At 32.9% G+C, this 17,744-nt stretch carries 26 protein-coding genes and 1 pseudogene; 16 read left to right on the plus strand and 11 right to left on the minus strand.

Going from position 1 to position 17,744, the window contains the following annotated elements; translation table 11 throughout:
* Positions 1-102: 102 nt before the first annotated feature.
* The 4 genes from AC3WVZ_RS12765 to AC3WVZ_RS12780 all read right to left on the minus strand — a co-directional run bounded on the left by AC3WVZ_RS12765 (position 103) and on the right by AC3WVZ_RS12780 (position 2,753).
* Positions 103-1,068: a nucleoside hydrolase gene (locus AC3WVZ_RS12765; RefSeq protein ID WP_233936432.1), complete on the minus strand. Its 966-nt coding sequence runs from the start codon at positions 1,066-1,068 to the stop codon at positions 103-105.
* Between the two features lie 77 nt (positions 1,069-1,145).
* Entirely contained in the window at positions 1,146-1,334 is a 189-nt protein-coding gene (locus tag AC3WVZ_RS12770) for a DUF3970 family protein (protein WP_000621877.1), read from the minus strand.
* A 69-nt stretch (positions 1,335-1,403) separates the two neighbouring features.
* On the minus strand, positions 1,404-2,189 hold the full coding sequence (locus AC3WVZ_RS12775; RefSeq protein ID WP_000031317.1) for a class I SAM-dependent methyltransferase: 786 nt from the start codon (positions 2,187-2,189) through the stop codon (positions 1,404-1,406).
* A 195-nt stretch (positions 2,190-2,384) separates the two neighbouring features.
* Positions 2,385-2,753, minus strand: coding sequence for a hypothetical protein (locus AC3WVZ_RS12780; protein WP_000071475.1), 369 nt, complete (start codon positions 2,751-2,753; stop codon positions 2,385-2,387).
* 463 nt (positions 2,754-3,216) lie between these two features.
* Between AC3WVZ_RS12780 and AC3WVZ_RS12785 the strand changes: the two genes are divergently transcribed.
* The 8 genes from AC3WVZ_RS12785 (at position 3,217) to coaW (ending at position 9,356) form a co-directional block, all read left to right on the plus strand.
* Positions 3,217-3,369, plus strand: a complete 153-nt coding sequence (locus AC3WVZ_RS12785; protein ID WP_000291905.1) for a YqbF domain-containing protein — start codon at positions 3,217-3,219, stop codon at positions 3,367-3,369.
* Positions 3,370-3,538: 169 nt separating this feature from the next.
* On the plus strand, positions 3,539-3,973 hold the full coding sequence (exsC, locus tag AC3WVZ_RS12790; protein ID WP_000148808.1) for an exosporium protein ExsC: 435 nt from the start codon (positions 3,539-3,541) through the stop codon (positions 3,971-3,973).
* A 293-nt stretch (positions 3,974-4,266) separates the two neighbouring features.
* On the plus strand, positions 4,267-5,469 hold the full coding sequence (locus tag AC3WVZ_RS12795; protein WP_000269258.1) for an MFS transporter: 1,203 nt from the start codon (positions 4,267-4,269) through the stop codon (positions 5,467-5,469).
* Between the two features lie 153 nt (positions 5,470-5,622).
* Entirely contained in the window at positions 5,623-5,922 is a 300-nt protein-coding gene (locus AC3WVZ_RS12800) for a hypothetical protein (protein WP_001279463.1), read from the plus strand.
* 169 nt (positions 5,923-6,091) lie between these two features.
* A complete protein-coding gene (locus tag AC3WVZ_RS12805; RefSeq protein ID WP_000757022.1) occupies positions 6,092-6,454 on the plus strand; it encodes a hypothetical protein in 363 nt (120 codons plus the stop codon).
* Positions 6,455-6,795: 341 nt separating this feature from the next.
* Positions 6,796-7,995, plus strand: a complete 1,200-nt coding sequence (locus AC3WVZ_RS12810; protein WP_000222693.1) for an LL-diaminopimelate aminotransferase — start codon at positions 6,796-6,798, stop codon at positions 7,993-7,995.
* Between the two features lie 56 nt (positions 7,996-8,051).
* Positions 8,052-8,450, plus strand: coding sequence for a 3-hydroxyacyl-ACP dehydratase FabZ family protein (locus tag AC3WVZ_RS12815; RefSeq protein WP_000547649.1), 399 nt, complete (start codon positions 8,052-8,054; stop codon positions 8,448-8,450).
* A gap of 84 nt (positions 8,451-8,534) precedes the next feature.
* Entirely contained in the window at positions 8,535-9,356 is an 822-nt protein-coding gene (gene coaW / locus AC3WVZ_RS12820) for a type II pantothenate kinase (RefSeq protein WP_000442504.1), read from the plus strand.
* 14 nt (positions 9,357-9,370) lie between these two features.
* On the opposite strand, the gene AC3WVZ_RS12825 is transcribed toward coaW, so the two are convergent.
* Both AC3WVZ_RS12825 and AC3WVZ_RS12830 read right to left on the minus strand, forming a co-directional pair.
* Positions 9,371-9,880 (minus strand): 2'-5' RNA ligase family protein, encoded by a 510-nt coding sequence (locus tag AC3WVZ_RS12825; RefSeq protein WP_001259199.1) that lies wholly within the window; start codon positions 9,878-9,880, stop codon positions 9,371-9,373.
* Between the two features lie 134 nt (positions 9,881-10,014).
* A pseudogene (locus tag AC3WVZ_RS12830) lies at positions 10,015-10,245 on the minus strand (DUF4825 domain-containing protein); the annotation flags it as partial.
* Between the two features lie 441 nt (positions 10,246-10,686).
* On the opposite strand from AC3WVZ_RS12830, the gene AC3WVZ_RS12835 reads away from it, so the two are divergent.
* From AC3WVZ_RS12835 to AC3WVZ_RS12865, 7 genes are read left to right on the plus strand one after another with little or no spacing between them, the layout of a single operon-like run.
* Entirely contained in the window at positions 10,687-10,827 is a 141-nt protein-coding gene (locus AC3WVZ_RS12835; RefSeq protein ID WP_000156193.1) for a YrzI family small protein, read from the plus strand.
* Between the two features lie 27 nt (positions 10,828-10,854).
* A complete protein-coding gene (locus tag AC3WVZ_RS12840) occupies positions 10,855-10,998 on the plus strand; it encodes a YrzI family small protein (RefSeq protein ID WP_000142712.1) in 144 nt (47 codons plus the stop codon).
* A 28-nt stretch (positions 10,999-11,026) separates the two neighbouring features.
* The gene (locus AC3WVZ_RS12845; protein ID WP_000668963.1) at positions 11,027-11,170 is read left to right on the plus strand and encodes a YrzI family small protein; all 144 of its coding nucleotides are present in this window, start codon (positions 11,027-11,029) and stop codon (positions 11,168-11,170) included.
* Positions 11,171-11,196: 26 nt separating this feature from the next.
* Complete coding sequence (locus AC3WVZ_RS12850; protein ID WP_000669805.1) at positions 11,197-11,337, plus strand: YrzI family small protein; 141 nt, start codon at positions 11,197-11,199, stop codon at positions 11,335-11,337.
* A 52-nt stretch (positions 11,338-11,389) separates the two neighbouring features.
* Positions 11,390-11,530 (plus strand): YrzI family small protein, encoded by a 141-nt coding sequence (locus AC3WVZ_RS12855; RefSeq protein WP_000669805.1) that lies wholly within the window; start codon positions 11,390-11,392, stop codon positions 11,528-11,530.
* 52 nt (positions 11,531-11,582) lie between these two features.
* Entirely contained in the window at positions 11,583-11,723 is a 141-nt protein-coding gene (locus tag AC3WVZ_RS12860; protein WP_000669806.1) for a YrzI family small protein, read from the plus strand.
* A gap of 27 nt (positions 11,724-11,750) precedes the next feature.
* Positions 11,751-11,891: a YrzI family small protein gene (locus AC3WVZ_RS12865; RefSeq protein ID WP_000668498.1), complete on the plus strand. Its 141-nt coding sequence runs from the start codon at positions 11,751-11,753 to the stop codon at positions 11,889-11,891.
* A gap of 238 nt (positions 11,892-12,129) precedes the next feature.
* On the opposite strand, the gene AC3WVZ_RS12870 is transcribed toward AC3WVZ_RS12865, so the two are convergent.
* On the minus strand, positions 12,130-13,215 hold the full coding sequence (locus AC3WVZ_RS12870; protein WP_000837892.1) for an AI-2E family transporter: 1,086 nt from the start codon (positions 13,213-13,215) through the stop codon (positions 12,130-12,132).
* A 149-nt stretch (positions 13,216-13,364) separates the two neighbouring features.
* On the opposite strand from AC3WVZ_RS12870, the gene AC3WVZ_RS12875 reads away from it, so the two are divergent.
* Positions 13,365-14,186, plus strand: a complete 822-nt coding sequence (locus AC3WVZ_RS12875; protein ID WP_000189709.1) for an HNH endonuclease — start codon at positions 13,365-13,367, stop codon at positions 14,184-14,186.
* Between the two features lie 228 nt (positions 14,187-14,414).
* On the opposite strand, the gene AC3WVZ_RS12880 is transcribed toward AC3WVZ_RS12875, so the two are convergent.
* From AC3WVZ_RS12880 to AC3WVZ_RS12895, 4 genes are all read right to left on the minus strand, one after another.
* Positions 14,415-14,507: a putative holin-like toxin gene (locus AC3WVZ_RS12880; RefSeq protein ID WP_001289320.1), complete on the minus strand. Its 93-nt coding sequence runs from the start codon at positions 14,505-14,507 to the stop codon at positions 14,415-14,417.
* A 195-nt stretch (positions 14,508-14,702) separates the two neighbouring features.
* Positions 14,703-15,815 (minus strand): FMNH2-dependent alkanesulfonate monooxygenase, encoded by a 1,113-nt coding sequence (gene ssuD, locus AC3WVZ_RS12885; protein WP_233936433.1) that lies wholly within the window; start codon positions 15,813-15,815, stop codon positions 14,703-14,705.
* Between the two features lie 76 nt (positions 15,816-15,891).
* On the minus strand, positions 15,892-16,740 hold the full coding sequence (locus tag AC3WVZ_RS12890; RefSeq protein WP_000432128.1) for an ABC transporter permease: 849 nt from the start codon (positions 16,738-16,740) through the stop codon (positions 15,892-15,894).
* 16 nt (positions 16,741-16,756) lie between these two features.
* A complete protein-coding gene (locus tag AC3WVZ_RS12895; protein WP_065212606.1) occupies positions 16,757-17,743 on the minus strand; it encodes an aliphatic sulfonate ABC transporter substrate-binding protein in 987 nt (328 codons plus the stop codon).
* Position 17,744: the final 1 nt, after the last annotated feature.

The raw sequence follows: 17,744 nt of genomic DNA on the forward strand, positions 1-17,744 counted from the left end.
ATAAGTTATTCATGTTGTTCAACTTTAAGATTTTTGAGAATAATACACACAGATTAAACCTTTTTTTGAACTAACGATTTATCCGACTTGTTATTACACACATTAAGAACAATCTGGCTTCAATATTGTTCGCATAAACTCTTCTTTAAAAGCTGCATAGTTAAAACCAACAGCAATTCTTTGAATCGGCCGATCATCAAACCTTGTTGGCTCAGCTATTTTTCTAAAGTCTGCTACACTTTGGCCCCTAGTCACATCATTTGTCGTACTAATCCACACTGCCGATTTTTTATATTCGAAAATACTGTCATTTATAAACGAGATAAACGGTAGTAAATCGTGTATAGGACTTCCACCAATACCCGGATATTCTTTTTTATAGAAATTCTCATAATAAAAATCAATCATTGGTTTAATGAGTTTCGCCTGTCCAGTTCCTTGTTTATCTATTATATTCGCCATTTCAGGCGTAATAAGCGCGCCCTGTGTTACATTTAACGGGTATATGCTAGCGTTTTTCGCATATTTCATAACAATATTTGCTGCAATTGGATCACCATAAAAATTCGCTTCAGATACTGGTGTAACATTACCTGGAAATAGGAAAGCGCCGCCCATTATATAATACGAACAAATACGATTCATTATATTTGGATACAATAAAAATAACGTAGCAAGCGTCGTTAGTCTCCCTGTCGCCACAATTATAATATCTTCTGGACAAGGTTCGATTAATTTGATTAATTCACAAAAATTTTCTCGTTTACAAATTCTCATCTCAGGTGGAATAATAGGACCTAAACCGTGATCCCCGTGGATTTCAGGGAAAAACAAAGGCTCTTCAGCTGTCATCGGTCTACTCGCACCTTCAATAATTTTCACTTGTGTAGCATAGTACCTTTCTAAAAAATAAACATTTTCCGTAACGATATCTCGTGATACATTCCCGTACTCAGCAACAATACCTAGAATATCTAATTTACATGTTTTATTTGCATAAATTAACGCTACGGCGTCATCAATACCAAAGTCTCCAAAAAAGATAATTTTCTTATTAACTATTCTCACCCCTCTTAAGCATAATCTACTATTATTATTATGTGAAAAAGACAAGGCGGTGAAACAGCGCAAACTAAAAAAGCCGCCTATTTATTGGCGACTTCAATCTTTTTATAAGACAAATATGCAAGTACATTTTTACTTGAATCGTATTTCGGGTTATTTCCTTTTCTCGGCTCTCTCAAATGTATCTTTTCAAATCCAGGAATGTCCGGCATTTTCTCCATAAATTCAAGCATTTCTTCCTCAGTACCTTCAATGCGTACACGAATCATTATATCTATTCCTCAATTCTCAGTTTCTCTGTACTAAGTATATCGTACTTCAGAAAGACTGCAACACATTTATCTTTTTAATGTTGTACTTTTTTTACATATAAACATAGCCATTTCAGTATAGAACGACTCTACTTTATTATTTTTAAATTGAATATTAAAATATCCCTTCATTTCGTTTGGTGCTTTCATCATACATTCTGTTAATTTTTCACGCTTTTGTAAAGGGACATCCATCATATTACACCACCAGTCAAAATCAAATTTCTTATCAAAAGTAAGACATGACTGCATTTGCAAACCGTTTTTTTCTAATAAAGTAAGCCATTCTGTCTTTTTTAGAGCTCGTTCATGACTTGGGTCTCGCTTTTTTTCTATAAAATTATAAAATGTATCATATTCATTATTTTCTGGCGAAACATTATCTATTAAGATGAATAATCCATTATCCTTCAATGTACGATTTACTTCATAAATAAATTGAGCCGGATTCGTAAAATGATGGGCTGCAATCCGGCATGTGATTGTATCAAAAAAATGGTCTGCAAATGGTAAATCCTCTGCGTTTCCTGCTACAAAAGATACATTTTCATGCCCATTCTGCTTTATAAAAACTTTTGCTTTTTCTAACATCTGTTCTGTTAAATCAAGTGCAACTACTTCTTCAAACATAGGTGCTAACATATTTGCCACATGTCCACCACCAGTAGCAACATCAAGAAGACGATTATTATGACGAGACTCAACTTGTTGAACTACATATTGTAAATCCAGTCCTTTAGCATGTACTTTACTATTTACATATTTATCTGCATTACTGCCAAACTGTTTTTTCACAAGCTCTTCTTTACTCATATTATCATCTTCTTTCTATTGTTATTTACATATACGACTCATATAATTATTACAATTCTCTTCATGTATTTTCAAATCCTCTTTTCATCTCACTTCTCATCACATTCCCTTATAATCAAAATAATATGATTATACGTTATTGCATTAAACAAAAAAGGCTACGGGAACTTTCCCCCTAACCTGACTAAATATTTACTACATTTTTATTTCTTCGTATATATCTATATAATATAAATCCTCTTTCAACTTCATAATAACATCTACTTCGTTATAAGTAGCCTCACGAGCATGTAAACCAAATTGATCCATACCAATCCATATCCACCCAGGTGTAAGATATAAAACATCTATATTAAAATAATCTAACTTAGTAAGCTCCGATGTAATAAATTTATCTTTATTAGCGATTTGTTTATCTATTAAACCATATTCTTTTCCATTTTCAAATAGCGATATAAATTTCCCTACAATCGGATGTTCACGAACAATAAAATGATATTCTTTTTCCTCTATATTTACCACAATCAAACGAGAAACAGATAAATCAAGCCCTGAATTCGACATATTTGTTTATTCACCTCCTTGTATAGGCTTCTTAAATATGATAACAAACGAATATTCAAATTAAGTTAATATAATGTAAAAAATAAAAAAGCTGAATTCCCTTTAGAAATCAGCCTTTATAATTCGATCAACTTTATACTTTTACAAATTATTATAATGTTTCTTTTTCCTCATCATTTCCGGAAACTAAACTTCCTATAGCATCCGCTGTTACTTCCACTACAAACTCATAAATACCAGCTACAACTTCTCCAATTATTTCATCCATCTTTTTACCCCCTTATTTTATATAACTATTTGTAGTATAGAAGAAATTGGTAAATACAAACTATCGAAAAAGGTGACATAAACCTTACAGAATTGTAAGCTCTTTCCCCCCTTTGAAACTCGAAGTATTTTTAGCAGACAAATAGGCCATCATAATATGGGACAACTAATAATCCTGTCAAAGGAGGTGTTTAAAATGTACTATGTGAAATTAATTAAAGGTCAATCATTCTATGCTTTTGATCATCGTTTCTTAGTGTCTGAAGAAGAAGAAGTTTCCGAGAAAATTTATAATTACTTACGACGTAATGAATTTTTTGAAGTACGTAAAGAAGAATATTCTGCTTAATTACAAAAAGCATTAAGAAAAATATCATCTTATTTTGATATATTCTTGATGCTTTTATGTGAATTTCTTCTTTTCAATAATTGTTGTTGACTCTATTAAATAATCTAGTATTTGTCCAAGCTAATTCTTAACTATTTTTATATTCTAGTATATGAAAATAGTTAAGAATATGACTCATATCATTGATTACCAAGCTACTCAACCTATTAGTAAAACTGGTGAAACAACTTTTGCAATCCCCTCTTCTCCAAATAAAGCAATTTTAGCAAATTTGAAATTGAGAATTTCAAGTAGAGATTCACGTAATAATCGAGTAGAATTAATCGCTACAATTGGTGTAGAAGGAATAACTGGGACTTCACAAGTTTTATTCCGAATTTTCCGTGATAATATTGAAGTTTTTAATGCACAAGTAGGTATTGAATCTACAGATTCTGAACAATTTTACGTACAAACATTTCAAGCTATAGATCAAAACGTTAGCAGTGGAACACACGAATATTCATTAACTGTAGAAAACCTTACTAGTGGTGCTAGTGCAGAAGTTGTTGGTCCTCTATCTTTTAGCGCTTTAGCTATTGGAAAAGAGCAAAAATGTTGCTAAGTGAATCTAATATTTAATTTTGTACTTGAGAAAAGCGAGGCGTAGTTATACGTTCTTGCTTTTATATATATTCTTACTTTCTATTAGCTTTAATCATAAAATTTTTACGTTTTGATTCACTTATTTCAGCACTTAACACATCAAATTTTTGACAAATCAAAAAGATTGAAATCCACTTATGAAACACGTAATATAGACTCTGACTCTAAAAAAGTTCGTATAAAAACACTACATAAATAAGGAGGTTTTATATACGAGTTTTTCATTTTAAAAGACGGAGAGGTTTTAATGTTATGTGGCGTAATAAAAACGTTTGGATTGTTTTAATTGGGGAGTTTATTGCAGGTCTAGGATTATGGCTTGGTATTCTTGGGAACCTTGAATTTATGCAAAAATATGTCCCTTCTGATTTCATGAAATCAGTTATATTATTTATCGGACTATTAGCCGGTGTTCTAGTTGGACCTATGGCTGGCCGTGTCATCGATCAGTATGAAAAGAAAAAAGTTCTTCTTTACGCTGGGTTTGGTCGAGTTTTAAGTGTTATTTTCATGTTTTTTGCTATTCAATTTGAAAGTATCGCATTTATGATTGCATTTATGGTTGCTCTTCAAATTTCAGCAGCATTTTATTTCCCTGCATTACAATCTGTAATTCCACTCATCGTACGTGAGCATGAGTTATTACAAATGAACGGTGTACATATGAATGTTGGTACAATTGCTCGTATTGCAGGTACTTCACTAGGTGGAATTCTTTTAGTTGTGATGAGTTTACAGTACATGTATGCCTTCTCAATGGCAGCATACGCCTTATTATTCCTCTCGACTTTCTTCCTACAATTCGAAGACAAGAAATCAACAACACCAAGTAAACAAGCTGCAAAAGATAATAGCTTTATGGAAGTATTTCGTATTTTAAAAGGAATTCCTATTGCTTTTACAGCACTTATATTAAGTATCATCCCTCTATTATTTATAGCTGGGTTTAATTTAATGGTTATTAACATTAGCGAAATGCAACATGATCCTACGATTAAAGGGTTCATATATACAATTGAAGGTGTCGCATTTATGATAGGTGCCTTCGTAATTAAACGTCTATCTGATCATTTCAAACCTGAAAAATTACTATATTTCTTTGCAGTTTGTACTGCTTTTGCACATCTGTCATTGTTCTTTAGCGATATAAAATGGATGGCTCTTACATCATTTGGGTTGTTTGGGTTTAGTGTTGGCTGCTTCTTCCCTATTATGTCGACGATTTTCCAAACGAAAGTGGAAAAAAGTTATCACGGTCGCCTCTTCTCATTCCGTAATATGTTTGAGAGGGTTATGTTCCAAATCGTCTTACTTGGCACAGGCTTCTTCTTAGATACAATTGGGTTACAATATATGGTTCTCATCTTCGGAGTCGTTTCATTATTGATTATTTCTATTTCCCTCTCTAAGCAGAAACATTATGAAAAACAGCATTCGCAATCTGCGAATTTATAAAATAAACAAAGAAGTATGGATCTAATATTGGATCCATACTTCTTTGTTTTATAATACGCCTATTTATTACGTTTATTGAAATTACCTAAAGGAGTATCCTCCTTTAATTTCGAATAGATTATAAAAAGTACTCTTTATAAAAGGAGTGGTAAAATGTCTGATGGCATCGAAGTATTTATTGTCCTTCTCTTTGCAATTGCTCTGTTTAGCATCCTAAACTTTTTAGCCATTTCCTTATCTGGACATAGTTTTAAAAAAAGAATCGTGGCAGGTTTCATATTTTTACTACTGACTCCCATTATCTTTTTGACTATCGCAACATTTGCTTCTATATTCGATAAAGCAGGATTTGGCGCAGGTACGTTAGCCTTTATGATCGCAAGCGTATATATATTAAATGGAATAGTGATTCTGCTTTCCTCTTTATTTATGCTCAAAAAAGACATAACATAGGCTATGGTACTAGCATGAATCTGACTTTACACTAGATTCATGCTTATTTAATTTCTCCTAAATTTTTATATGAAATTAAATAATTCTTTAAAAAAATTTAAACTTTATTTATTATAATATCCCTATCGTATTCGCACGTTTATTCAAATTTAAAAGAAAGGAGCACAAAATGAAAAAGGTTCTACTTACAATTCCTATACTAATCATCCTACTTAGTGGATGCAGCAATAACGATATATACGGTTCTTGGGAAGTCGTTGACAATAAAAATGGTGAATGCCCTGTATATTATAAATTTGAAACAGTTGTCAAAAAAGAAAATAAAGAGGAAATTGTGCAAAATTTAGTAGAAATGCAAACAACAAAGAATAAAGACGATTTATATAAAGGCTCATTTGTCAAAAATTCTAATGTATATCACATTGATTATGGTAATTCATTTACATCGGACCAAACTTTAAAAGTTGCCGACGGTACACTAAATGTATACTTTTTGACAGCCGAAAAATTATGCACATATAAAAAGAAATGATTACATTTCAGAGGAGACGCAGAAAATATTTTCTGCGTTATTTCACTTTAGAAATCGGCCACAAAAATAGCCCTTGTTTTCGTATTCTTTTTCATTCAAAACATGAGAAATATACTTAATAAAAACTAGAGAATACCTTAAGTTATATAAAATGAATCCTATAATAGACATTTCAATTAACGCATCTACGCTATTTACATCGATACTTTTCAAAATAGGCTAATCCTTCCTCTAAATTTGTCAATCATTTTAATTTTCATAAAAAAATGATAAAATATAAACATGTGTTTTCAGAATAATTAAAAATGCAGAATGAAAGCACTGTTTTAGGAGGGGTTTTGATGACTTACACGTTAGCAACTAGAATGAAAGCATTCCAATCTTCTATATTTAGTGAATTAGGAGCCTATAAAAAAGAAAAAATTGCAGCAGGTCATAACATGATTGATTTGAGCATCGGAAATCCTGATATGCCGCCCGCTGATTTTGTAAGAGAAACAATGGTACATACAGCGAGTGAGAAAGAGAGCTACGGGTATACATTATCAGGTATTCAAGAATTTCACGAAGCTGTAACTGAATATTACAACAATACTCATAACGTTTTATTAAATGCGGATAAAGAAGTTTTATTATTAATGGGTTCACAAGACGGGCTCGTTCATTTACCTATGGTTTATGCAAATCCAGGTGATATTATATTAGTTCCTGATCCAGGATATACAGCTTATGAAACAGGTATTCAAATGGCTGGTGCAATATCTTACTACATGCCTTTAAAGAAAGAGAATGATTTCTTACCAGACTTAGAAGTCATCCCTGAAGAAATTGCCGATCAAGCGAAGATGATGATTTTAAACTTCCCAGGGAATCCCGTTCCAGCAATGGCTCATGAAGATTTCTTTAAAGAAGTAATCGCATTCGCGAAAAAGCATAATATTATCGTTGTCCATGATTTTGCTTATGCCGAATTTTATTTTGATGGTAATAAGCCAATTAGCTTCCTCTCTGTACCTGGTGCTAAAGAAGTTGGCGTAGAAATCAATTCTTTGTCAAAAAGTTATAGTTTAGCAGGTAGCCGTATTGGATATATGATTGGAAACGAAGAAATTGTTCGTGCACTTACTCAATTTAAATCTAATACCGATTACGGTGTATTTTTACCAATTCAAAAAGCGGCATGTGCTGCACTAAGAAACGGTGCTACGTTTTGTGAGAAAAACCGTGAAATTTATCAAGAACGTAGAGATACACTAATCGATGGATTCCGAACATTTGGCTGGAATGTCGATAAGCCAGCTGGTAGTATGTTTGTCTGGGCAGAAATTCCACAAGGATGGACTTCTCTAGACTTCGCTTATGCATTAATGGATCGTGCGAATGTCGTTGTTACACCTGGTCATGCATTTGGACCTCACGGAGAAGGCTTCGTACGTATTGCACTCGTTCAAGATAAAGAAGTGTTGCAACAAGTTGTTGAAAACATTAGAAATAGCGGCATTTTCGTCCTTGAAAAAGTAAATGAATTAGTTAAAAATTAATTCCGGCTCCCCTGCTTAACTTTAGCAGGGGTATTATTAATTGGAGGTACTTTCATATGCATATTAAAGACACACTTCCCCATCGTTATCCATTTTTAATGATTGATAAAGTAACAAATGTAAAACAAGATGAATTCGTTACAGGATATAAACTCATTACAAATAACGAATGGTTTATAAATGATAGTCACAAACATATGCCTCATATGTTAATTGTAGAAGCACTTGCTCAGCTTAGTGCATTTGTACATACAAGTGATTCTGAAGGACTAGGATTCCTCTCCTCTTTAGATGGAGTTGAATTCCACGGAAAAGCATATCCCGGTGATAAACTTGATTTACATTATGAGCTAACGCGCAATCGCCGAGGTTTTGTTCTTGGTAAAGGTATTGCAACTGTAAACGACCAGCCTATTGTAACTATAGAAAAACTATTAATATATCAAGCAGATTAAAGTGTTCCTTATATCAGTTGGAAATATCTATTCTCAACCGATTAAGTAAATAGGAAAACATATTACGTAGTTAGGAGCAGGAAAATGGAACGTACTATCGGTATCGATGCTGGAGGCACATTAACGAAAATAGCTTATTTTAACAAAAAAAAGCTATTAACTTTTGAAAAATTTTATTCGCATGAACAACATAAAATAATAGATTGGATTAAAAACAACAATGGCATAAAACAAATATGTATTACGGGGGGTAAATCGAAACTATTACAGCAACTGCTTACAGGTTCATATAAAATAATAGAGCTAAGCGAATTTGAAGCTACTCTTGCAGGTGTCCAATTCATATTAAAAGAAGAACAACATACTATAAACAATTTTATTTTAACCAATATCGGTACAGGTACTTCTATCCATTATGTTTATAATGAACAATATATTCGCGCTGGTGGAACCGGAGTTGGCGGTGGGACTATTATGGGACTTTCAAAATTGTTAACAAATATAGATCATTTTGAAGATGTAATCCCTCTAACAAAGGTAGGATCTAGAAAAGAACTAGATATTACGGTTGGAGATATTTATGGTGGTATTCTTTCCCCTATCGATAATAACTTAACTGCTAGTAACTTCGGAAAAGCAGCCATTACAGAATCAAATAATAGTAGCTCCGATATACTAGCTACTGTACAAGGACTTGTTGGTGAAGTCGTTACTGCATTAAGCCTTCAATTCGCTGAAACAAAAAACATTGAACATATTATTTATATTGGTTCGACTTTATGTAATAACGTACAACTTCAACATATTATTAGTAGCTACACCGAATATCAAAATAAAACACCAATCTTTTTACAAGATGGTGGTAATAGCGGTGCAATTGGTGCATTACTTCATGCTACGAAATAAAAAGCTGACTTTTGTCAGCTTTTTAGAAATGGCACTTCAAATTCAATAATTGATTCCCCGTTCTCTCCAATTCGCTCCACGCTTATTCTATCAATCACACAATTTAACTTCCCATGAAAACTAGGAATCTCCTTCACTACTTCAGCAGCTAATTCGGCACTTTCTTTTCTTCCGACTGTTACATGCGGGATGTACGGAATGTCTTCTTTCAAAAATTGTAATAAAGGTCCTGTATATAGAATATTATGTAGTTCCTCTATTTGTTCTTTCCCCTTTTCAACTCGTAAAAACAAATATTCTCTTTCACTTGTAATTTGATTCGTAAATTCAATTTCTATATTCTGTATCGGTTTTGATACATTTATAATATGTAATTTCAGCTCATCATTTGAAATCGAACTTTCAAATGGGAATACAATTGTAATATGCGGTGAAATTAATCCAAATAAAGGATCATGTTTTTGCCTAATGTCCTCGATTTCGCTAATGAACATGTTGTTTAGAAAAAGTAAAATTGTACGCATTTTTATCCCCTCAACTTTTCCTCATTATAATATGTATCATATTCTATGACAGCCTGCCCTTCAACAACTTGTTTTGCTTACCTCTAAAAATAAAAAAACTTCTCAAATGAGAAGTTTTCATATAGCATGATTATTATTTTCCCGCCAAACTTTTCTAAACTTATACTTTGAACTGTTCCACCACCGGGTAAATGATTAACAATTGCAACCACATCTGAATTATTACCAACGTATGTCCCAGTATATTTCTTAAAATCATCTGACCTAACATCATATATATCTTTTATTCTTTCCCCGTTAGAACAAGCCGTAATGAATAAAAAAATTGTTAGCATAACGATTATGTTATGATGCATATATTTCATTTAGCATCCCCCATTTTTATCGATATTTCGTTAATTACAATATTTACTTTCAAATCCCTTTTTAAATATACGCATTTTAATCAAAATTAAAAAATTTCATTTTTTATGTTTACAATTATCCATTAATTGTATATACTTACTAACGTAAGAAAAAAATTCTAAAAGGAGGTCGAAGGAAATGATGAAATTACAATTACATGCATTAACTTTAGCGTTAACTGCACCTGTGTTTTCTGGACAATTAAATATGAATTCGACCACCCTAATGGAGAATTGAAAATCGTAATTTATTTCATTTAATTCATAAATTCGCCACAGGAGGTCGTATACTTTCCTGTGGCTTTTTCACGCCCAGCCATAGGAGAACTGTATCTTCCTGTGGTTTTTTTGCGCGATTTTTTAGTCTCTTACATTATTTTTCTAAGAAAGGAGCAACATTCAATGACTATTAGCGTATTGTTTTTAAGTATTACGATTCAAAGAAATACAATTTCCAAAGATGAAATTCTTCATAATGAGCAAATTGAAAAAGCTATGAATGATGTTAAGGAGCGCCAAGCACTTTACTGTGATCACCTGTAATTCCTTTTCGAAAGGAGGAATTCATTTATGACTTTTCATATTTTCTTTTTTACGACTGTACTTCAAAAACATACTTTATCTGAAACTGAAATCAATCGTAAACAACAGTTAAAACAACTGACTGATAAAATAACTGACATTAAAAGTTCATACTACACTCAAATGTATTAAAAATATATTTTAAAGGGGTAATATATTCATGAAATTTAAAGCATTCTTTTTAACAATCACCATTCAAAAACGTAAGCTTTCACAGAAAGAGATTTTACGTGAACAACACATTCAAAACATTATGGACGAAGTAAAAGAGCGCCAATCTTCTTATTACACTCGTCTTTTCTAAATCACTTATAAAGGGGTAATTATTTTATGAAATTTAAAGTATTCTTTTTAACCATTACCATTCAAAAAAATAAATTTTCCGAGTCTGAAATGCTTCATGAGCGACAAATTAATCAGGCTATGGATTCTGTAAAAGAAAGACAAAGTCATTACTGTAGTCACCTGTAATTTCTTATTACACTCGTCTTTTCTAAATCACTTATAAAGGGGTAATTATTTTATGAAATTTAAAGTATTCTTTTTAACCATTACCATTCAAAAAAATAAATTTTCCGAGTCTGAAATGCTTCATGAGCGACAAATTAATCAGGCTATGGATTCTGTAAAAGAAAGACAAAGTCATTACTGTAGTCACCTGTAATTTCTTATTACACTCGTTTTTTCTAAATCACTTATAAAGGGGCAATTATTTTATGAAATTTAAAGTATTCTTTTTAACCATTACCATTCAAAAAAATAAATTTTCTGAGTCTGAAATGCTTCATGAACGTCAAATTAATCAGGCTATGAATTCTGTAAAAGAAAGACAAAGTCATTACTGTAGTCATCTGTAATTCCAATTCGAAAGGAGGAATTCACATATGAAGTTTCACCTTTTCTTTTTAACGATTACGATTCAAAAAGAAACAATATCTCAAAATGAATTAAAACAAGAAAGACAATATAAACAAGTTATTAATGAAATTCGAGATCGTAGAAGCAAATACTACACTCACCTTTAATCGTTTAACTATATGGAATTGAAAGGAGTCGATTATGATGTTGATAGCACGCTGTAAGGAAATGATTTGGATAGTTCAGAGGGATTCCACATAGTTTTATAGAGCTTATACCACACAAGTTTATCACTGAATTTGATGTATAAAAAATATATAATAAAATCAAATCAACCCACTTTTAATTATTTATAAACAAAAGAGATACACCACTTAAAAAGCGGTGTATCTTCCTCAGTTTTTACTATTTTCGGTTACTTCTCTTCGTCTTAAACAATCTCACTAAGTTCGAAACAACTGTTTTTGTTACTGCATAAACTGGTACTGCTAAAATCATTCCGATAATTCCCGCAAAGTTACCTACCCCTAAAATTAAAATAATAATTGTTAGTGGATGAATATTTAATTTCGAGCTCATAATACGTGGTGAAATAATATTACTTTCAAACTGTTGTACAATTGTTACGATAATAATTACGTATAAGGCTTGCATCGGAGATACGAACAGTCCTACAATAACAGCTGGTGCTGCCCCGATAAATGGACCTAAGTTAGGAATGATGTTTGTAAATGCTGCGATAATTCCTAAAACGAAAGCGTACGGTAAATCGATAATTAAATAACCGATAAAAGTAAACGCACCTACAAATATACAAACGAGCGCTTGCCCTTGAATATATGCAGATAATGTTTCGTTCGTTTCCTTAATGATACGAAGCCCCTCTTCACGGTAAGACTCTGGTAATAAACTTACCGCTTTTCCTGGAAAGGCATGTCCATCTTTAAACATGTAAAATAAAATGAACGGTACAGTAAATACAACTAATGCAACGTTCGTGATAATACCAAATAAAGCCGTTGCACTCGACGTAATTGTATTTGGTATATCTTTTAAGTATTCAATCGCATTTTTTTCAATTGTTTCAATGGAAACGTAGTTTTGTGTAGATAACCATTCAAACAACCTATGATGTGATAATTCTTGTATGTATACTTTTCCCTCTTTTATGTAGCCTGGCATATTTTTTACTAAGTCCATTAGCTGTTGTGAAATCGTAGGAACAACTACTCCAACGCCAACCGCAGTTAATGTTATGATAAAAAGATATAACAGCAATATCGCTAAATTTCTAGGTACTTTTTTATTCTCCAAAAAGATTAATACAGGATTAAATATGAAGTATAAAAAAAGCGCTATTAAGATTGGGAAAAATAATGTTGATATGAAGATACCAATCGGTTGAAATAAAAATGATATTTTTGTGCAAATAAATATGATTCCTACAACCATTAGCACTTCTAATGTCCAAAAGTGCACTTTTGATTTCAAAAAAACGGCCTCCTTTAAACTAGCACTTCTCTTCATTGTACCAAAATAAGTATGAATTTCACATAATATTTTCCTTTACAATATTCCAAAATACCGATAAATACACTACAATGAGATTACATACAAATTTGCAGGTAAAGGTGATAAAAATGACACAATGCATCATATGCAGAAAAGATACGAAAGAACTTAGTGAACAATATGTCATTCCAGAAATATTATGTGGATATTATTTCACAAACTCAATTTGTGATACTTGTCATGAACAAATGACAACAAATATTGATCGTCCTTTAATTAGGCATAAATTGAGTCAATTTAAGATTGAACAAATGAAAAGACAAATTGATTCCCCACTCTATACGAATGAGCACGGTGAGGAACTTGCGGCTGCTGAGACTGATGTTGTCGAAGTAAGCGACGAAATTCTTTATTCTAATGCATTAATTATGAAACTATGTAAAAAGCACGATATTTCCTTACATAATGAAATTTGGAAAGAGGAACGTGTAACGAAAGTAGCGAGTTCTATTCAACGGGAATTACTATTAGATAACCGTAAATATAAAATGAGTATATTAAAAATGGCTTATACATTCGCTGTACAAGCAGTTGATGGCTACTTTGAAGATCAAGATGCGATTGATATTTCTACCATTCTCTCAAATGCAGATTTCGTGGAACTAAAAGAAAAAAGTATTGTACGTGATTTAAGCAAAAGTTCTTTATGGAATACGTTAAATACAAGTAGTGAAAATCATTACTTTATTTTACTTAGCGATAAAGACGGTCTGTTTTGCTTCATTCGTTTGTTTGACATCTTTGATGTTGTCGTTCATTTATCAGAAAAAAGATTTGACCTTCCATCACCCATTGTCGGTGTAAATAATGTGAATACACAGAAATTTTATGTCCAAAGTTTAAAACAGTATATGGATGGGCTGTTCAAAGAAAAAGCACCTACTATATAATAGATGCCAGAACATACGGTCTCCTTTCTTGATGAAAAGACACTGTGTTATAATGAGTATGAAAAGAACAATACAATCACATAAACCAATTATAAATTGTATATAAATAAAAAAGACTAGTGTGCGGCTACACACTAGTCCACGTAACTTAGCAGATTGGATTGTTCATTTATCCTATTTGTTTCTTACAAACAAAACAACCCACATTCTATAGGCATAGGTGGGTTGTTATTTTTTGAGCTTGTCTATTAAAACGACGACGAACGTTAACAATGCAACGAGAAACAGTCCACCCTGCAGTAGCAACGCTATTTCACTCACGTATTATCACCCCCCTCCTACTCGGAGAAGTGATAATTGAACAACCAACCGCACCTTAAGTTACCCTTTGATTTTACCATATTTTCTAATAATTTACGATGAAAACCCGCAAGCGAATAACTTGCGGATTTTTTATACCCTATTAACAGGCAGTAAACAAAATGAAGCAATAAATAAGTGAAACTTTATTTCTCACTATTTTTTTAATGCATATGCACCAGCAATCATTTCACCAACAATTTTATTTTCTTCTTTCTTCTTGTCTTTCAATAATGGGAATAACAATTCTGCCACTTCATACGCTTCTTCTAAATGCGGATATCCTGATAAAACAAACGTATCAATTCCTAACGATTCATATTCTTTTATCCTTTCTGCTACTGTATGCGGATCGCCTACAAGTGCAGTACCTGCCCCACCTCTTACAAGTCCGATACCAGCCCATAAATTAGGGCTTATCTCTAACGACTCTCTCGTACCTTTATTTAAATGTGTCATCCGTTTTTGACCAACCGAATCATATCTTGCAAATGTCTTTTGAGCAAGCTCAATTGTTTCATTATCCACATATTGAATTAAACGTTCGGCCTCTTCCCATGCTTCTTCTTCTGTCTCTCTTACAATTACGTGTAATCTAATGCCAAATCGGACTGTACGCCCCTTCTCTTCTGCAAGTTTTCTTACTTCTTCTACTTTTTCTTTTACTTGCTCTGGCGGCTCTCCCCACGTTAAATATACATCACTATGTTCAGCTGCTACTTCTTTTCCAGCAGCTGATGATCCTCCGAAATATATAGGAGGATATGGCGTTTGAACTGGTGGGAATACAACTTTACTATCTGTAACTTGAATATGTTTTCCTTCTAAAGAGATCGTTTCACCTTGCAATGTCGATTTCCAAACTTTTAAAAATTCATCCGCTGCTTCATACCTTTCATCATGATTAAGATATAATCCATCTCCTTGTAGTTCAACTGGATCTCCTCCAGCTACTACATTAATAAGCAGTCTCCCATCTGAAATTCTATCAAATGTAGATGCCATCCTCGCTGCAACTGTAGGGGACATTAGTCCTGGTCTTACTGCTACTAAAAATTTTAGTTTTTCTGTTTCAGCAGCAAGAGCTGAAGCTAACACCCAAGGGTCTTCACATCCTTGACCAGTTGGAAGTAAAACACCCGTATATCCTAAATAATCAGCTGCCGCAGCAACTTGCTTATAATAACCATATTCAGCTGCTCTTCCTCGTTTTGTCGTTCCTAAATATCGACCATCTCCATAAGCCGGAATAAACCATAATAATTCCATGCCTTTACACACCCCTTATTTATTTTGAATCGTATACTAACACATTCTATATAAATTACCCCTAATAATTTATATGTTAATTCCCAGTCTCACCTTTAAAATTATCTCGCCATCTTAAAAACTTCGCTTCTAGTAAACGTACTAGAGAGTCAGAAAACTTCCCAACAAATGCAAAGATAATTATGCCGACAAATACGATATCTGTATTTGAAAATTGCCTTGCATCCATAATCATATAACCAATACCTTCTGTAGATCCCATAAGTTCTGCTACTACTAAACTCACCCATGCAACACCTAACGATAACCTTGCTCCTAGTAAAAGGTTAGGCAATGCAGATGGTAAAATGAGTTTCGTAATTAGTTTTCTTTTGCTAAACTCTAACACTCTCGCAACATCAAATAACTTTGAATCCACACCTCTAATACCTAAAAATGCGTTTACGTATAAAGGAAAAAATGCACCATCTGCAATTAATAACACTTTCGATGTTTCACCAAAACCGAACCATAATACGAAAAGTGGCGCAACAGCTAGATGAGGTACAGTTCTTAACATTTGCACAGATGGATCTAAATATTGCTCACTTCTCGTTGAAAATCCAACAATCGTTCCTAAAATGATTCCTAAGCCCCCACCAATAAAGAAACCAGCCGCAGCCCTGAATACACTAATACTTAAATGGCCGAATAACTCTCCTGTTTTAATAAGCTCTTGGAAAGCTAAAAAAATATCTAATGGTGTTGGTAAAACTGTTTTAGAAACAAGGCCGAATACGCCAGCTAACTGCCAAATTATTAATATAATAACCGGTATAGTAATCGCCCTTACTAAAACTTTTACATTTAACTTTCGCACATTCTTAACTCTGTTTTTCTCAATCGTTATACTCGCTGGTTTCATAACAGCTTTCGTATTTTCCACTTTACAAAACCTCTTTTCACTTCGCTTTCAATGCTTTTTCTACGAAAAAATTATCTACAACTTTTTCCGCCTTAATTTCTTTCTTTATAGAACCGAGCTTATATTGAAAATCCGCTGTCTTTTGTTGTTCTGCTATTATTTCCTTCGTTACCGGAACTAAAATTGGTTTGTCGTGATTAAACACTTCTTTTACGATCTCCGCATCTATCTTTTTTACAGAAGTATATACTTTTATTGCTTCATCTAAGTTAGCATCTTGCCATACACGTGCTTTCTCATAAACTTTGAGGAATTTCTCAACTAATTCTGGATGTTCTTTCGCAAATTTTGTTCTCGTAATTAAAAATTCTGGTGAAGAGACATTTAATGTTTCACCGTCTGCAATCACCTTCGCACCTTTATTTAACGTATGTAATGATATGAAAGGGTCCCAAATCGCCCATGCATCTACTGATCCTGATTCGAATGCAGGCTGCGCTTCATCTGGTTGTAATTGAATGACATTTACCTCTTTTGCATCAATCCCTTCTTTATCAAGTGCTCGATACAATAAATTAAAGGCACTACTTCCTTTTGCTACTGCAATTTTTTTACCTTTTAACTCTTTTACACTCGCAATCTTGCTATCTTTTTGAACGAGAATTCCAGTTCCTTTTCTCGCATAACTTGTATTGGCGATTTCGGTAAATCCAATACCTGCTGCTTGCGCTGAAATGACTGGAGAATTCCCTACTTCACCAAAGTCTAATCGGTTTGATGCGATTGCTTCAAAATAAGGAGGTCCACTTTGGAACTCTATCCATTTCACTTTAACTCCTTCTTTTTTAAACTCCTCTTCAAACCACCCCTTTTTCTTTGCTAGTAATAGCGGGCTTAACCCTTGCTGTATACCAATTTGTATTGTTACATCTTCTTTCTTACTACTTGCTGTACTTTTTTCACATCCTAATAAACATACTGATATAGCTAAAGCAAAAGAAAGAATTTTTAATTTTTTATACATA

It is taken from the genome of Bacillus sp. CPT56D-587-MTF, from assembly GCF_058792335.1.

Excerpts from the sequence above, each read along its gene's own strand:
- AC3WVZ_RS12770 (WP_000621877.1), bottom strand. The coding sequence starts at position 1,334 with ATGATTCGTGTACGCATTGAAGGTACTGAGGAAGAAATGCTTGAATTT.
- AC3WVZ_RS12775 (WP_000031317.1), bottom strand. The coding sequence starts at position 2,189 with ATGAGTAAAGAAGAGCTTGTGAAAAAACAGTTTGGCAGTAATGCAGAT.
- AC3WVZ_RS12780 (WP_000071475.1), bottom strand. The coding sequence starts at position 2,753 with ATGTCGAATTCAGGGCTTGATTTATCTGTTTCTCGTTTGATTGTGGTA.
- AC3WVZ_RS12785 (WP_000291905.1), top strand. The coding sequence starts at position 3,217 with ATGTACTATGTGAAATTAATTAAAGGTCAATCATTCTATGCTTTTGAT.
- exsC (WP_000148808.1), top strand. The coding sequence starts at position 3,539 with ATGACTCATATCATTGATTACCAAGCTACTCAACCTATTAGTAAAACT.
- AC3WVZ_RS12795 (WP_000269258.1), top strand. The coding sequence starts at position 4,267 with ATGTGGCGTAATAAAAACGTTTGGATTGTTTTAATTGGGGAGTTTATT.
- AC3WVZ_RS12800 (WP_001279463.1), top strand. The coding sequence starts at position 5,623 with ATGTCTGATGGCATCGAAGTATTTATTGTCCTTCTCTTTGCAATTGCT.
- AC3WVZ_RS12805 (WP_000757022.1), top strand. The coding sequence starts at position 6,092 with ATGAAAAAGGTTCTACTTACAATTCCTATACTAATCATCCTACTTAGT.
- AC3WVZ_RS12810 (WP_000222693.1), top strand. The coding sequence starts at position 6,796 with ATGACTTACACGTTAGCAACTAGAATGAAAGCATTCCAATCTTCTATA.
- AC3WVZ_RS12815 (WP_000547649.1), top strand. The coding sequence starts at position 8,052 with ATGCATATTAAAGACACACTTCCCCATCGTTATCCATTTTTAATGATT.
- coaW (WP_000442504.1), top strand. The coding sequence starts at position 8,535 with ATGGAACGTACTATCGGTATCGATGCTGGAGGCACATTAACGAAAATA.
- AC3WVZ_RS12825 (WP_001259199.1), bottom strand. The coding sequence starts at position 9,880 with ATGCGTACAATTTTACTTTTTCTAAACAACATGTTCATTAGCGAAATC.
- AC3WVZ_RS12835 (WP_000156193.1), top strand. The coding sequence starts at position 10,687 with ATGACTATTAGCGTATTGTTTTTAAGTATTACGATTCAAAGAAATACA.
- AC3WVZ_RS12840 (WP_000142712.1), top strand. The coding sequence starts at position 10,855 with ATGACTTTTCATATTTTCTTTTTTACGACTGTACTTCAAAAACATACT.
- AC3WVZ_RS12845 (WP_000668963.1), top strand. The coding sequence starts at position 11,027 with ATGAAATTTAAAGCATTCTTTTTAACAATCACCATTCAAAAACGTAAG.
- AC3WVZ_RS12850 (WP_000669805.1), top strand. The coding sequence starts at position 11,197 with ATGAAATTTAAAGTATTCTTTTTAACCATTACCATTCAAAAAAATAAA.
- AC3WVZ_RS12855 (WP_000669805.1), top strand. The coding sequence starts at position 11,390 with ATGAAATTTAAAGTATTCTTTTTAACCATTACCATTCAAAAAAATAAA.
- AC3WVZ_RS12860 (WP_000669806.1), top strand. The coding sequence starts at position 11,583 with ATGAAATTTAAAGTATTCTTTTTAACCATTACCATTCAAAAAAATAAA.
- AC3WVZ_RS12865 (WP_000668498.1), top strand. The coding sequence starts at position 11,751 with ATGAAGTTTCACCTTTTCTTTTTAACGATTACGATTCAAAAAGAAACA.
- AC3WVZ_RS12875 (WP_000189709.1), top strand. The coding sequence starts at position 13,365 with ATGACACAATGCATCATATGCAGAAAAGATACGAAAGAACTTAGTGAA.
- ssuD (WP_233936433.1), bottom strand. The coding sequence starts at position 15,815 with ATGGAATTATTATGGTTTATTCCGGCTTATGGAGATGGTCGATATTTA.
- AC3WVZ_RS12895 (WP_065212606.1), bottom strand. The coding sequence starts at position 17,743 with ATGTATAAAAAATTAAAAATTCTTTCTTTTGCTTTAGCTATATCAGTA.